Raw genomic sequence first — 14,413 nt, 5'->3', positions numbered from 1 at the left:
GCAGGGGCATGTTTTCATATTCAGCACACCGGCACCACCACGGGAATGCCGTCCACCCGGCACACCCGGGCATTGACGTTGTACACGTCCCGGATGTTCTCCTCGCTGACCACCGACGCGTCACCGAAGGCGTGGACCCGGCCGCCATGGAGCAGGAGAAAGCGGTCGCAGTACCGCAGGGCCAGGTTCAGGTCGTGGATGACCATGACGGCGGCGATGTTCCGCTCCCGGCACAGCTTCTGCACCAGGGAGAGCACCTCGTACTGGTTGTGCAGGTCCAGGTTGCTGGTGGGCTCGTCCAGCAGCAGCACCTTGGGCTGCTGCACCAGGGCGCGGGCCAGCATGATCTTCTGCTGCTCGCCGCCGGACAGCCGGTCCATGGGCCGGACGGCCATGTCCTCCAGGCCCAGGGCGGACAGCATCCCGTCCACCAGGCGGTAGTCCTCCGCCGTGGCCCCCCACTTCATGTAGGGCTTGCGGCCCAGCAGCAGCATGTCGTACACCGTCAAATGGCTGGCCGGGGGATTCTGGGCCACAAAGGCCACGTTCCGGGCCATCTCCCCGTGGGACATGGTGAGCAGCTCGGCCCCGTCCACCCGTACCGAACCGGACTGGGGCTTTAAAATATGGCTGAAGCACTTGAGCAGGGTGCTCTTGCCTGCACCGTTGTTGCCCAGAATAGCCAGACACTCCCCGCTGCGGGCCTCAAAGGACACGTCATGGAGGATTTGCCGGCCGCACCGGTAGGAGAAATTCAGATGTTCCACAGTCATCATGAGCGGTTCCGTCCTTTGAACAGCAGGTAGAGGAACAGGGGAGCCCCCAGGAAGGAGGTGATGGCGCCGATGGGCAGCACCACCGGGGCCACCACGTTCCGGGCCACCAGGTCCCCCAGCAGTAGCAGCACGGCCCCCATGAGGGCGGAGCCGGGGATGAGATAGCAGTAGTTGTTGCCCAGGAAACGGCGGACAATGTGGGGGGCCACCAGGCCGATGAAGTTGATGATGCCCACGTAGGACACCACCACCGCCGCCACCACCGAGCAGATGAGCACGTTGACAATCCGCAGGCGGCTCACGTTGACGCCCAGGCTGACGGCAGTCTGCTCGCCGCTCTCCAGGGCGTTGTAGTTCCAGCGGTTGAAGAAGAAATAGAGCCCCGCGGCGGACACCACCGCCGCCATAATGCCCACCTCATCCCAGCCGGTGCGGCCCAGGTCGCCGAAGGTCCAGAAGACCAGGGAGGTGAGCTGCACCTCGTCGGCAAAGTACTGCAGGAGCGTGGTGGCTCCGGAGAACAGGGAGCTGAGGGCCACGCCGGAGAGCACCATGGCCTCAGGGGTAATCTGCCGCAGGCGGGACAGGGCCAGAATGAGCACCGACACGGCAATGCTGCCGGCGAAGGCGCACAGGCCGATGAGGGCCGGGTTGGAGAAGGTGACGCCGCCGCCCGCCTGGAGCCCGGCGCCCAGCACGATGATGGCGAAGGCGGCGCCGAATCCGGCGCCCTGGGAGATACCCAGGGTGCTGGAGGAGGCCAGGGGATTGCGCAGCACCGACTGGAGCACCACACCGGCCACACCCAGCCCGGCGCCGCCCAGAATGGCGGTGCAGATGCGGGGCAGACGCATGTTGCGCACCACGATGTTGATGCTGTTGTCCTCCGCCTTGCCTGCGATGCCCTTGATGAGCTCCAGCACCGGCGTATTGTAGGACCCGGCACGGAGAGACAGCAGGGCCGCCAGAAGCAGCACACCGCACAGGGCCAGCAGGACGCCGATATTCCTGGCCCGGTGGCGGGAGTAGGCCTCCGGCGCGCTCAGGCGCACCGCGTCCGCGCCCTTAGCCACCCAGGGTCATCTCCCTGAATTCGTAGCCTGCGGCCTGATACTGGGCGTAGGCGTCCTCCACCCCCAGCATGGTCTCAAAAATCTCGTCGAACTTGGCGGCAATGTCCACGTCGGCAAACTGCTCCGGGTAGAGCACCTTGCCCATGTAGTAGGCGTCGGCCAGAGCCAGCTCGGTGTTGGTGGCGCTGTACCGGAAGGAGATCTGGCTGTACACCCGGCCCTCCTTCACGGCGGTGAGGCTGTTGTAGAAATCCGGGTTGGAGGCGTAGTCCTCATTGATGAGGGACAGGCCGTTGAAGTCCACAAAAATCACGTCCGGGTCCCAGGTGAGCACCTGCTCCGGGTCCAGGCTGAAGGCGCCGCTCTGGCCGGTGGTGTCCGCCAGATTCACCCCATTCAGGGCCGCCAGGGGGGCGTATCCCGCCTCGGTGCCCTCAAAGCCGTGGGAGCCCTTGAAGGACACGCCGGAGACGTACACCATGGGCTTGTCCTCGTCGGCAACCCCGGCGGTGCGCTCCGCCAGGTCGGACTGGATGCCCTTCAGGTAGTCCGAGAGCTCCTCGGCCCGGTCCTCCTTGTGGTAGACCTTCCCCAGAATGGAGAGAATCTGGAACACGTTGTCGTCAAACATGCCCTCGTTGAGGGGCACCACCACCACCGGGATGCCGGTCCTGTCCTGGAGGGCCTGGGCGCTGTCGGCGTCGGTGTTGGCGATGATCACGTCGGGATTGACTTTCAAAATCTCCTCGTCATAGGTCTCGCCATTGTTGCCGGTGACGGGCAGGGAGGCAAACAGGTCCTGATTGAAGTAGCTGAAGGGTTTGGTGATGGGCACGCCCACCTCGTCGCTCTCCACGCCCACCACCAGGTCCTGGGCCTGGAGATAGGTGGTGTACCGCAGAGTGCACACACCCACGCACACAACAGAGGACACGGTCCCGGGAATCTCCACCTGCCGCCCGGCGGCGTCGGTGATGGTGCGGGTATCGCCTGTTCCGGTGGTCTGCTCCGGAGAAGCGGACGGAGCGGGGGAGGAGCCGGTGGGCGCGGCGGCGCATCCGGCCAGAAGCAGCAGGGAGAGCAGCAGAGCGGGGAGACGGATTCGCTTTTTCATGGGAAAACTCCTTTATATGGGGTTGGAAGGGGAAAGGTGGTGAAAAAGCTGTTTACCACCCGCGGTCGTAGGGCTGGAAGCAGTCCAGACAGAGCAACTCACCCTGGTGGAGCCGGGCCTTGTGCTCAGGGACCGTCTCGCCGCACTGGGCGCAGGTCACGTTGCCGAAGATGCGGGCCTTCTCGGGTACGGGCCGGGTGGGCTCGGAGAAGGAGAGTACCTCCTCCACCGGGGCGGTGAGCAGCCAGTTCTGCCGGGCAGGCCGGTCCATGGTCCGGTCACCGGGCTTCACCGCCACCCGCAGGCCTCTGCCGCTCTTGCGGCAGTAGAAGGTAAAGACCATCTTTCCGGTGCCACGGTAGAGCAAGTTGCCCTTGCCCATGGTGCAGCCGGTGATCACCTGCACCGCGTCCACGGCGCAGGTGTCGTTCTCGGTGACGCACACCAGCTCCTCGTCGGCCTCGGGGCCGTCCAGACCCAGCTTGGCCATGGCCTCGGTGGCCACCCGGAAGCCGGTGGCCAGACCGGGGCACTTGTGGCCGTGAAATTCCGCGCATTTATTCCAAAGAGCCTCATTCATGGGCAGATTCCTCCTTTTTCGTTCCAGTCAGGGCCGCCTCCCACACCTGGGCGAAGGGAACCCCTGCCCGGTGGGCTGCGGCGGCCACGTCGTCATACTCCGGCTTGCGGTGGGCAATGCCCCAGCCCTGGGCTGTCTTGATGCGGATGGGACCGAAGGGGGTCTCTGCCGTCTCCCGGCCGGGGGTGAGGAAATACTTGTCCCACCGACGGACCCGCAGGCCGTTGGTGGCAGTCTCCCGCAGCACGGCCTTGGCCAGCTGCTCCTCACGGGCCGGGTCACACAGCACCGTGATCACATGGCCGGGACGGCCCTTTTTCATCACGCCGGGGGTGGCGTACACGTCCAGAGCCCCCTCCTCCAGCAGCCGGGCGCAGGCGTAGGACAGGGCCTCGGGGGTCATGTCGTCCACGTTGCACACCAGCTCGGCAATCTCGCCGTTGGCGGCGTCCGCCGTCTCACCCCAAAAGGCCCGGACGCAGTTGGCCCGTTCAAACTCCTTCTTGCCCACGCCGTAGCCCACGCCGCGGGTGGCCATGACGGGAATGGGTCCAAATTCCTTTGCGAAGTGGGCCACTAGAGCGGCCCCGGTGGGAGTGCACAGCTCACCCTTCACCTCGCCGCCATAGGAGGGCACGCCCTCCAGCAGGAAGGCGGTGGCGGGAGCGGGCACCGGCACCACTCCGTGGGCGCACCGGACAAAGCCGCTGCCCACGTGGACGGGGGAGGCCACAATTTTGTCGGGCGCGAGCAGATACATGGCGTAGCACACACCCACCACGTCGGCCACCGCGTCCAGGGCCCCCACCTCGTGGAAGTGGACCTGGTCCACCGGGCAGCCGTGGGCCTTGGCCTCGGCGGCGGCGATGGCGTCGTATACCGCCTGAGCGTGGGCCTTTACCTCCCCGGGCAGGGGCAGGCCGCCGATGAGAGAAGCGATATGGCCGGGAGAGGCGTGGTGATGGTGGTGATGGCCGTGCTCATGCTCATGGTGGTCATGGTGGTGCTCGTGGCAGTGGTCGTGGCCGGGACAGTGGGGGTTCTCCGGATGACAGTGGTCGTGGTGATGATGCTCATGGTCGTGGGGGTGGACGTGGATGTGCCCCTCAGCGGCGGCCATTGGCACGTCGTGGGACTCCTCCTCCTGGCCGCCCACGGTCACCTCCATCCGGGTGCCCGCAATGCCGCAGGTCTTGGCGGACAGAGGGGTCAGGGTGACCCCGGGCAGGCCCAGGGAATTCATGGTGCTGACAAAGGCCGCCTTGTCGGGCAGCAGCTCGTAGAGGGCGGACATGAGCATGTCGCCCGCCGCGCCCATGTTGCACTCCAGGTACAGAATTTTCACGGCTGGGAAGCCTCCTTGTGTTGGTCTTGGGAGGGCAGACCCTCCATCTGATTGATCATGCTGGCCAGATACCCGGCGCCGAAGCCGTTGTCGATATTGACCACGGCGGAGCCGGAGGCGCAGGAGTTGAGCATGGACAGCAGGGCGGACAGGCCGTGGAAGGAGGCGCCGTACCCCACGCTGGTGGGCACGGCGATGACCGGGCAGTCCACCAGACCGCCCACCACGCTGGCAAGAGCGCCCTCCATGCCAGCCACCGCCACCACGCACCGGGCGGACATGAGCACGTCCAGCTTGGACAGCAGCCGGTGGAGCCCCGCCACGCCCACGTCGTACAGCCGGGTGACATGGTTGCCCATGGCCTCGGCGGTGAGGGCGGCCTCCTCGGCCACCGGCAGGTCACTGGTGCCCCCGGTGGCCACCACGATGTGGCCCAGGGAAGGGGTGTCCGGCCGGGGCCAGGCCACCGCCAGCTTGGCTTCAGGGTGATAGTCCAGCTCCGCCGTCCGGCTCACCATCTCCGCAGCCTCCAGGCCGATGCGGGTGATGAGAATATTGCCGCAGCCCCGCTTGTGCATGGCGGCCACAATGCCGACAATCTGCTCCGGCGTCTTGCCCGCGCCGTAAATGACCTCCGCATTGCCCTGGCGCACCGACCGGTGGTAATCCACCTTGGCGTAGCCTAAATCCTCAAAGGGGGACAGCTTCAGCTCCAGCAGGGCGTCCTCGGGGGTGGACTCCCCGGCCGCCACCGACCGGAGCAGAGAGAGAATATCCCGCTTGTTGTCCATATTTGTCAGCCTCCCGTCCGTGTATTGCAGTCCAGCAGTACGGTCTTGAACCAGGGGGAAAGGGCGGCTTTGACCGCCTCACGCTCACCTGCCGCTCTCATGAAATCGCCCTCCGTCAGCTCAAGTTTGGCCGCGCCGTGGAAGAGACGAACCCGGAAATCCCGATAGCCCAGGGCGGCCAGGGCGTTTTCCGCACCCTCCACCGCCGTCAGGGCCTCCGGCGTGATGGCTGTGCCCGTGGGCACCCGGGTGGCCAGGCAGGCGTAGGCCGGCTTGTCCCAGGTGAAGAGCCCCGCATCCTTGGACCGCTGCCGCACCTCGGCCTTGGTGACGCTGCACTCCCGCAGAGGGGAGCGGACGGCCAGCTCCTTCAGTGCCCGCATACCGGGCCGGTCCCCGGCGTCGTCCGAGGCGTTGGTGCCGTCGATGAGGAGGGTGTACCCATCGGCCAGGGCCGCGTTCTTCAAGAGAGTGAACAGGGCGGTCTTGCAGTGGTAGCACCGGTCGGGGCCGTTGGCCGCCGCACCGGGCACGGAGAGCACGTCGGCCTCCAGCACGGTCATGGGCATGTGCAGCTCCTCCGCCAGCCGCTTAGCGTCGGAGAGCTCAAAGGCGGGCTGGAAGGGGGAGTGGACGTAGTAGGCCTTCACGTCCACGGCCCACTGACTGGCCGCCCAGAGGAGATAGGCCGAGTCCGTGCCGCCGGAAAAGGCCAGGGCGGCCTTGGGATTTGCGCGGAAAAAGTCCTGAAGGGTCATAAATATCCTCCTGAGGAAAGAATATCCGGCCCGGAGCAACAAAAAAAGACACACCCACAGTGGGGCATGTCTTCTGACATCTTACGCGGCGCTCTGCCGTGTGCTGGGCCGGGGAGAGGAAAAAATGCTGTAAGGGGGCCCTTCTGGGCCCCAGGGAGGCCGCTTGACCTCCGACTTTCTCAGTATAAACGACCGCTTTGAGGCAGTCAAGACAAATGTCACTTTTGAGAGAGACGAAATGAAAACAAAATGGTGGTGTTTACATAATCTTCATATCTTATTTAAAATCCGTCCAACAATTGCCGCCCCGGCCGTGGTATCTTATCCTCACAGCAAAGGAACACCACCGATACCGCCTCGGGCTGTTGTGGCGGACCAGAGACAACACGGTTGGCCGTGTTTCTATATAAAATATGAGTTTTTCATTTCTCCCTCTTCTATTCCTCTCTCTTCCAAATCAAAAGCAGGACGCCCGGCGCGCACAGTGCGCCGGGCGTCCTGCTTTTTGTCCACAAAATATCTCCGGAGGGTGGAAAACTTCAGCCCTTGGCGGCCTCGGCGGCGGCAGCAGCCACCTCCGCAATCCGATCGGGGATGGCGATGTGCTGGGGGCAGCGGTCCACGCACTGGCCGCAGCGGACGCACTGGTCGGGCCGCATGGACTCGGGAATCAGGTCCCAGGTGTTGTCGAAGGAGCTCTTTTTGCCGTCCACGCAGAACTGGTTGTAGATGGCGAAGATGCGGGGGATGTCCACATGCTTGGGGCAGTCGGTGCAGTACCGGCAGCCGGTGCAGGGGATGGTGCCGGCGGAGCGGTAGACCTCCACTGCTCTGGCCAGCACGGCCCGGTCCTCCTCCGTGAGGGGCTGGAAGGGGGACATGGTGGCGATGTTGTCCTCCACCTGCTCCATGGCCGACATGCCGGACAGCACGGTCATCACCCCCGGCAGGGAGGCGGCATACCGAAGGGCCCAGGAGGCGGCGCTCTTACCCGGTGCGGCCTCCTCCAGCACGGAGCAGGCGTCGGGGGTCAGGCTGGCCAGGGCGCCGCCCCGCACCGGCTCCATCACGATAACGGGCAGGCCCCGCTCGGTGACGATCTCGTACTGGCGCTTGGCGTCCTGCAGATCCCAGTCCAGGTAGTTGAGCTGAAGCTGGACAAAATCCCACTGGTGGTCGTCCAGAATCTTCTCCAGCAGCTCGGGCCGGTCGTGGAAGGAGAAGCCAAGACGGCGGATGCGGCCCTTGGCCTTCTCGTGGGAGAGCACCTGATAGGCCCCCGAGGCCTGGAAGGTGGCATAGTGCTCGGCGGTAATGCTGTGGGCCAGGTAGAAATCAAAGTAGTCCACCCGGCAGCGCTGGAGCTGGCGGGTGAAAATATCCTCTGCGTCGGAGGCTGACTTGGCCAGCCAGGTGGGCAGCTTGGTGGCCAGGTGGAAGCTCTTCCGGTCCCACTTGGAGAGCACCTGCCCCAGGAAGGGCTCACTCTCCCCCTTGTGGTAATTCCAAGCGGTGTCAAAGTAGTTGACTCCTGCCTCGTGGGCCCGCTCCAGCAGGCGGCGGCTCTCCCGGACGGCGATCATACCGTCACTCTTACGGGTGGGAAAGCGCATACAGCCATAGCCCAGCAGGGAGATGTCCTCCCCAATGGACGCGAAATGTCGTTTCTCCATGTTGACCTCCCTGTGGCCCGCCCTCTGGGCGGAGATTGGCCGGCGTTTCCGTGCGCACAGCCGCAGTCTTATTATAATGCAGGCCGGTGACCCCTTGCAAGTGGTGTATGGGACGGCTGTCCCGGGATTTTTTTCGACTGATGCACGGGGACATGCCACACAGCGGGGCGGGACGGCATATTCTGGAGGGGAGGGAAGCACATGAATCTGACCGAACGCATTCTCACCGGCAGCGACTGCTGGAAGGCGGGGCGGACCATCACTCCCAAGGGAGTCATGGTCCACTCCACCGGCGTAGCCCAGCCCGACCCGGAGGTATTCCTGAAAAAATGGAACCAGCCGGGGGTGGAGGCCTGCGCCCACGCCTTTGTATGCAGGGACGGGGTCATCCAGACCCTGCCCTGGAACTGGCGGGGCTGGCACGCGGGCGCGCCCAAGGGGGGCGGTGTCTCCGCCAACAACACCCATATCAGCTTTGAAATTCTGGAGCCCGCCGGCCACACCTACCAGGGCGGCACCATGGTGGGCTACGACCCGGAGAAGAACGCCGCCTATTTCGCCGCAGTGTACCGCAATGCGGTGGAGCTGACCGCCATGCTCTGTGCCCGGTATGGGCTGGACCCGCTGGAGCCCGGGGTGGTGGTGGATCACGCGGAGGGCTGCGCTCTGGGCATCGCCTCCAACCACGCCGACGTAGGCCACTGGTTCCCCAAGCACGGCAAAAGTATGGACCAGTTCCGCGCCGATGTAGCCAGAGAGATGAAGGGAGGGGAAGCGGAGATGACCCAGGAGACATTCAACCAGATGTTCCGCGCCGCCATGGAGGCATGGCAGGCGGAGCAGGCGGCCCAGCCTGTCAGCACTTGGGCGGAGGAGGCCTGGAAGACGGCCAAAGCCAGCGGCCTGTTTGACGGCACGGCTCCCCGGACAGCCCTGACCCGGGAGCAGGCAGCTCTGGTTCTGGAGCGCATGGAGAAGCAGGGCGGCTGACCGCCCACAGTAAAAAGTCCCGCCGGTCCAACGGACCGGCGGGACTTTTTTTGTCAAATCGGGCTTACTCCAGAGACTTCAGATGGAGATAGACTGTATTTTTTGAGATGTTCAGCAGCTTGGCCACACTGGTGACCGCGCTTTTGATCTGGAAGATACCCTGGCTGTTGCAGCGCTTGATGATCTCCTTGTTTTTGAGAGAGGGGAGGATGTGGCTGTCCTGCTCCACCTCCTCCTTGACCTGCTCCACAACCCGGGTCAGCAGTTCCTCCGCGTTGTCCACAAAGGTCTCCGTCAGCATGGGCCGGTCATCCACCGCGTTCTCCGTCAGGTGACTGATCACCTTGTGCAGGGGGGTGTTCAGATAAAAATTCATGCAGAGCAGACCAATGGCCCGCCGGTTTTCCCCGTAAATCACAATGGTGGTGGAGCGCAGAGGCTCCCCCCGGCGGTTGCGGGCGAAATAGGAGATATAGCTCTTCCCGTTCTCCTGCTCAATGGAGCGGAGCATGTCAAGAGCAAGGTCTGTAATGGGGGAGCCCTCATGCCGGTTGGTATAGTGGCCGTTGGCAATGGCGATGACAGAGTGCTCCATTGACTCCAGACTGTGCAGTACAATCTCATATGCGCCGCCCAGATAATCTTCCAGCCCGCACACGAGCTCCCGGTAGGACTCCAGAATCAGCCGATCCGTAGGGGTAAGTACAATTTCCGCCCGTTCCATAGCGTCTCCCTTTCCTGAATGGGTCATGATAGATCAAAATATCACAAATAAAAATTGCGCACAAGCGTTTTTCCAGAAAAAGAGATGGATTGGTGAAAAACGACAAAAACAGACTGGCCATATCAGGAGAACCCATTATTGACATGACGAAAATTCAGCGTATAATAAATTTTATTACAGTGGATAGAAATACAAACGGATGGACTGAGACTGGAAAAAACCAACAGACGAGCTGGAAGGGAGCATTGCTTATGTCACGTACCTATCTGAAGAATGTGCGCATCGTGGACGGTACCGGCGCGCCGGCCATTGAGAACGGCCTCTATGTCTTTGACAACATTGAGGACAAGTTCAATGAGGACGTCGTGGAGTATGTGGGCGAGATGAATGAGGAGATCCTGGCCAAGGCTGGCCCGGAGGACGCGGTGTTCGACCTGTCCGGGCACACCATTCTGCCCGGCCTCATCAACTGCCATGTCCACCTGGATCTGATGCTGCCCTACCGTGCGCTGGGCAACAGCTATGACGAGTTCGGCGTGCCCTACCGCACCCTGCTGAGCTACCGCCGGGCGGCTGAGGCCCTGGACTGCGGCGTCACCACCATCCGCAGTGCCGCCCTGCCTGACGATATCGACGTGGGCCTGAAGAAGGCCATCAACAAGAACATGCTCTGCGGCCCCAACATCATCGCCTGCGGCAAGGGCCTGGTGGCCCACAACGGCCACGGCTCCGAGGAGAACTCGGTGGTCATGTGCAGCGGCGTGGACGAGTTCATGAAGGCCGCCCGGCTCCAGCTGGCTGCGGGTGCCGACCAGCTGAAAATGATGTATACCGGCGGCATGGCCTCCGCCAACGAGGGTCTGTGCGACATGCAGATGACCGACGAGGAAGTGAAGGCCGTGGTGGACGTGGCCCACCGGGCGGGGAAGAAGTGCTTTGCCCACCTGTCCAACGACAAGGCCATCCGCCAGTCCGTCCTTCTGGGCGTGGACTCCGTGGAGCACGGCTACACCCTCTCCGAGGAGACTGCCAAGCTGATGGCTGAGCACGGCACCTACTTTGTGCCCACCCTCTCCGTCTCCTCCAGCGACGACTATCTGCTGGCCCACGGCTGCCCCGCCCACCAGGTGGAGAAGGGCCGCGAGGCTGCCAAGACCCACCGCCAGGGCGTGACCTACGCCCACAAGCACGGCGTCAAGATCTGCGTGGGCACCGACCTGCTGCCCTCCGACCCGGTGGACGGCACCAACGCCACGGTGCGGGAGATTGAGCTGCTGGTCCAGTGCGGCCTGTCCCCCCTGGAGGCCATCAAGGCGGCCACTGCCAACGGCGCCGAGCTGTGCGGCCTGCAGGACGTGACCGGCACCCTGAAGCCCGGCCTGATGGGCGACTTCATCGTGGTGGAGGGCAAGCCAGACGAGAACATCTCCGACCTGCGGAAGCTGCGCCTGGTGGCCAAGCACTGCCGCCTGATCTGGAGCACCCTGCCCAACCTGAACGTCCGCCGCTTCAGCATCCTGGCCCCCGGCTACGAGATGAAGGGCGGTACCTTCTGCGACTGGCGCCTGGTCTAATCCCCAGAAGTACTGGAAAAAGAGGAGAGAAAACATGACAAAGCGTATCAGCACCGATAAGGCTCCTGCCGCCATCGGCCCCTATTCCCAGGGGGTGGTTATGGGAGATTACCTGTTCGTCTCCGGCCAGCTGCCCATTGACCCGGCCACCGGCAGCATTGACGCGGACAACGTGGCAGATCAGACCAGACAGTCCCTGACCAATGTGTCCCAGATTCTGGCGGCCGCCGGCACCTCGCTGGACAAGGTGGTCAAGACCACCGTGTTCATCCAGCACATGGACGACTTTGCCGCCATGAACGAGGTCTATGCCCAGTTCTTCTGCGGGGAGGTTCAGCCCGCCCGCAGCGCCGTGGAGGTGGCCAAGCTGCCCAAGGGGGCGCTGGTGGAAATTGAGGCAATCGCGGCACTGTAATATGGCACCCCATCCCACCCCATTAAAAATCTGAAAGGCGGGAATTTCGTGGAAATTATTAGCTTTATTGGTATTGTGGCGGCTCTGGTCCTGATCATTCTGGGCTCCATCCGCGGCTATTCTCTGATCCTGCTGTCCACCGTGGCGGCCCTTCTGGTGGCAGCCACCGGCGGCGTGGGCGTATTTGACAACTATGCCAACGTGTACATGGGCGGCGTGGCCAACATGGTTCTGGCCCTGTTCCCCATCTTCCTGGGCGGCCAGATGTTCGGCAAGATGCTGGAGATGTCCGGCCTGCCCATGGCCGTTGCCAGCGGCGTGTTCCGCAAGCTGGGCCCGTCCAGCGCGGTGGCCGCCGTCTACCTGGCCACCCTGGCCATGTCCGTGGGCGGCATTGACGTGTTCGTCATCATCTTCACCATGTACCCCCTGGCCGCCGCCTTCTTCAAGGCCGCCGGCATCTCCCGCAGCCTGATCCCCGCCTGCGTGCTGGGCGGCGCTGTGGCCATGCAGGCCCTGCCCGGCATGCCCATCAACAACATCGTCCTCCCCGCCAACGCCTTCGGCACCACCCCCATGGCCGGCTTCTGGATGGCCATTGTGGGCTTCATCATCGTGGGCGGCGGCAACCTGTGGTACCTCCACCACGCCGGCAAGAAGTACATCGCCCGGGGTGAGGGCTTCATCCCCCGCGAGGGCGACAAGGACGACGTGGACCTGAACACCGAGGGTCTGCCCAATCCCTTCCTGCTGCTCATCCCCATGGGCATCGTGGTGGTGCTGCTGAACGTGATCCACTGGCCCGCCTGGGCTGCCCTGTTCACCGGCTGCGTGGTGCTGGCCATCATGTTCTGGAAGCGCTACGAGGGCTTCCACAAGATCGTCAACACCCTGGCTGAGGGCGCCAAGAACTCCCAGTCCGTCATCCAGACCGCTGCCATCTGCGGCCTGGCCTCCGTGGTGGGCTCCGTTCCCGGCTACAACCTGCTGCTCAGCCTGCTGGAGAAGGCCTCCTTCGGCAGCCCCTACATCATGCTGTTCGTCTGCATCGCCGTCATCGCCGGCTTCACCGGCAGCGCCACCGGCGGCCTGGCCTTCGTGCTGGACAACTTCACCGACAAGCTGGTGGCCATGGGCGGCAACCCCGAGGCTCTGACCCGTATCGCCAATATCTCTCAGATTACCTTTGACTCTCTGCCCCACAACAGCGCCATCGTGCTCACCCTGTCCTACTGCGGCGTGACCCACAAGGAGGGCTACAAGCACCTGTTCGTGGTGACCGTTGTCACCACCACCCTGGCCACCATTGCCAACATCATCATGGCTCACCTGGGAGTGATCTGATTTATGAGCATTAAAGACAAGATGCGCCCGCTCTTCCGCACGCTGGACGGCGGCCTGTTCTCCGAAAAGGCGGGCAAGGCCGACGTGGGCGACGCGGTGTCCAAGCTCCAGGCTGAGGGCGGCACTCTGATGTGCTGGGCCGACCCCTTCTATCCCGACCGGGTCATCCCCCAGAAGGTGCTGGAGCGCAGCGTGGAGGTCATCCAGCAGGGCATCGCCTGCCACTACACCCCGCCCATCGGCAACGCCGACCTGAAAGAGGTCATTGCCAAGAAGATCGAGCGGGACAACCACATCAAGGTGGACCCCCAGCGCAACATCATCATCAACCCCGGCTCCGACGTGGGCCTCTACTTCGCCATGACCCCCTTCATTGAGCCCGGCGACGAGGTGCTGGTCCACGACCCCAGCTACCCCAGCAACTTCCTGGATCCCCAGCTGCTCAACGGCGTGGTGGTCAAGGTGCCCACCTACGAGGAGGACAACTACCGCCTGCGGGTGGAGGAGTATGAGAAGCGGGTAACCCCCAAGACCAAGATGGTGCTGCTCTCCTCCCCCAACAACCCCACCGGCCGTGTGTTCACCCGGGAGGAGCTGACCGAGCTCTCCGAGTTCATCATCAAGCACGACCTCATCTGCGTGTGCGACCAGGCCTTTGAGGACACCGTGTTCCCCGGCCACGAGATGGTCACCATGGCCTCTCTCCCCGGCATGTGGGAGCGCACCGTCACCGTCTGCTCCTGCTCCAAGGGCATGGCTCTGAGCGGATACCGGGTGGGCTACATCTTCGCCAACGACGTGATCATGGACGCCATGTACGCCACTGCGGTGAATATCCAGGGCGCGGCCAACACCATGGTCCAGATGGCCATGATCCCCGCCTACGAGGACACCTCCTTTATCAAGGAGTACGTGGCCGAGCAGGACTTCCGCCGCCGCTACGCCTATGAGAAGTTCAACGCGGTGCCCGGCGTGTCCATGGCGCTGATGGAGTCCGGCTTCTATGGCTGGGTCAACGTCAGCCGCCTGGGCGACTCCAGCGAGATCACCGCCTATCTGGCCGAGGAGGCCAAGACGCTGGTCAACGACGGCAAGTTCTACGGCGACCAGGGCGACGGCCACCTGCGCATCATCTACGGCGTGTTTGCCGACCGGCAGAAGAGCCTGGACGGTATCGACCGCCTGTGCGCGGCTCTGGCCAAGCGGGCCGCACAGCTGGGCATTACGGAATAAGGACCGGAATATCCATACAAAAC

Annotated in this window: 14 protein-coding genes; 5 read left to right on the top strand and 9 right to left on the bottom strand. The window is 63.5% G+C overall.

Features of this window, described 5'->3' with window-relative positions; all coding sequences use genetic code 11:
• Nucleotides 1-20: 20 nt before the first annotated feature.
• The 8 genes from ACOX7T_RS07890 to ACOX7T_RS07855 all read right to left on the bottom strand — a co-directional run bounded on the left by ACOX7T_RS07890 (nucleotide 21) and on the right by ACOX7T_RS07855 (nucleotide 8,110).
• Nucleotides 21-776: an ABC transporter ATP-binding protein gene (locus ACOX7T_RS07890; RefSeq protein WP_433441548.1), complete on the bottom strand. Its 756-nt coding sequence runs from the start codon at nucleotides 774-776 to the stop codon at nucleotides 21-23.
• Nucleotides 773-1,849, bottom strand: a complete 1,077-nt coding sequence (locus ACOX7T_RS07885; protein ID WP_433441546.1) for a FecCD family ABC transporter permease — start codon at nucleotides 1,847-1,849, stop codon at nucleotides 773-775. Before ACOX7T_RS07885 ends, ACOX7T_RS07890 begins: the two co-directional genes overlap by 4 nt.
• On the bottom strand, nucleotides 1,842-2,963 hold the full coding sequence (locus ACOX7T_RS07880; protein WP_433441544.1) for an iron ABC transporter substrate-binding protein: 1,122 nt from the start codon (nucleotides 2,961-2,963) through the stop codon (nucleotides 1,842-1,844). Before ACOX7T_RS07880 ends, ACOX7T_RS07885 begins: the two co-directional genes overlap by 8 nt.
• A gap of 52 nt (nucleotides 2,964-3,015) precedes the next feature.
• Complete coding sequence (locus ACOX7T_RS07875; RefSeq protein ID WP_433441542.1) at nucleotides 3,016-3,543, bottom strand: FmdE family protein; 528 nt, start codon at nucleotides 3,541-3,543, stop codon at nucleotides 3,016-3,018.
• Nucleotides 3,536-4,888 (bottom strand): nickel pincer cofactor biosynthesis protein LarC, encoded by a 1,353-nt coding sequence (larC, locus tag ACOX7T_RS07870; RefSeq protein WP_433441540.1) that lies wholly within the window; start codon nucleotides 4,886-4,888, stop codon nucleotides 3,536-3,538. The genes ACOX7T_RS07875 and larC overlap by 8 nt, the downstream gene beginning before the upstream one ends.
• Nucleotides 4,885-5,679, bottom strand: coding sequence for a nickel pincer cofactor biosynthesis protein LarB (larB, locus tag ACOX7T_RS07865; protein WP_294550019.1), 795 nt, complete (start codon nucleotides 5,677-5,679; stop codon nucleotides 4,885-4,887). The genes larC and larB overlap by 4 nt, the downstream gene beginning before the upstream one ends.
• A 5-nt stretch (nucleotides 5,680-5,684) precedes the next feature.
• The gene (larE, locus tag ACOX7T_RS07860) at nucleotides 5,685-6,437 is read right to left on the bottom strand and encodes an ATP-dependent sacrificial sulfur transferase LarE (RefSeq protein ID WP_433441537.1); all 753 of its coding nucleotides are present in this window, start codon (nucleotides 6,435-6,437) and stop codon (nucleotides 5,685-5,687) included.
• A gap of 539 nt (nucleotides 6,438-6,976) precedes the next feature.
• Nucleotides 6,977-8,110 carry an aldo/keto reductase gene (locus ACOX7T_RS07855; RefSeq protein WP_433441535.1) on the bottom strand — a complete coding sequence of 378 codons (1,134 nt, stop codon included), beginning with the start codon at nucleotides 8,108-8,110 and terminating at the stop codon, nucleotides 6,977-6,979.
• A gap of 201 nt (nucleotides 8,111-8,311) precedes the next feature.
• Here ACOX7T_RS07855 and ACOX7T_RS07850 point away from each other — a divergent pair, with 201 nt between their 5' ends.
• Entirely contained in the window at nucleotides 8,312-9,100 is a 789-nt protein-coding gene (locus ACOX7T_RS07850; protein ID WP_433441533.1) for a peptidoglycan recognition protein family protein, read from the top strand.
• Between the two features lie 64 nt (nucleotides 9,101-9,164).
• Here the strand turns inward: ACOX7T_RS07850 and ACOX7T_RS07845 are convergent, their stop codons facing one another.
• The gene (locus ACOX7T_RS07845; RefSeq protein WP_433441531.1) at nucleotides 9,165-9,824 is read right to left on the bottom strand and encodes a helix-turn-helix transcriptional regulator; all 660 of its coding nucleotides are present in this window, start codon (nucleotides 9,822-9,824) and stop codon (nucleotides 9,165-9,167) included.
• A 251-nt stretch (nucleotides 9,825-10,075) separates the two neighbouring features.
• On the opposite strand from ACOX7T_RS07845, the gene ACOX7T_RS07840 reads away from it, so the two are divergent.
• From ACOX7T_RS07840 to ACOX7T_RS07825, 4 genes are read left to right on the top strand one after another with little or no spacing between them, the layout of a single operon-like run.
• Complete coding sequence (locus ACOX7T_RS07840; protein WP_433441529.1) at nucleotides 10,076-11,398, top strand: amidohydrolase family protein; 1,323 nt, start codon at nucleotides 10,076-10,078, stop codon at nucleotides 11,396-11,398.
• A gap of 34 nt (nucleotides 11,399-11,432) precedes the next feature.
• Nucleotides 11,433-11,813, top strand: a complete 381-nt coding sequence (locus tag ACOX7T_RS07835; protein WP_433441527.1) for a RidA family protein — start codon at nucleotides 11,433-11,435, stop codon at nucleotides 11,811-11,813.
• A gap of 48 nt (nucleotides 11,814-11,861) precedes the next feature.
• On the top strand, nucleotides 11,862-13,157 hold the full coding sequence (locus tag ACOX7T_RS07830) for a GntP family permease (RefSeq protein ID WP_433441525.1): 1,296 nt from the start codon (nucleotides 11,862-11,864) through the stop codon (nucleotides 13,155-13,157).
• Between the two features lie 3 nt (nucleotides 13,158-13,160).
• On the top strand, nucleotides 13,161-14,390 hold the full coding sequence (locus tag ACOX7T_RS07825) for a pyridoxal phosphate-dependent aminotransferase (RefSeq protein ID WP_433441523.1): 1,230 nt from the start codon (nucleotides 13,161-13,163) through the stop codon (nucleotides 14,388-14,390).
• Nucleotides 14,391-14,413 lie beyond the last annotated feature (23 nt).

This window comes from Pseudoflavonifractor sp. (genome assembly GCF_050943825.1).
In the GTDB taxonomy this organism is placed as follows: Bacteria; Bacillota; Clostridia; order Oscillospirales; family Oscillospiraceae; genus Pseudoflavonifractor.
Note: the sequence above shows the minus strand (reverse complement) of the source record. Positions and strands in the feature narration are given on the sequence as shown.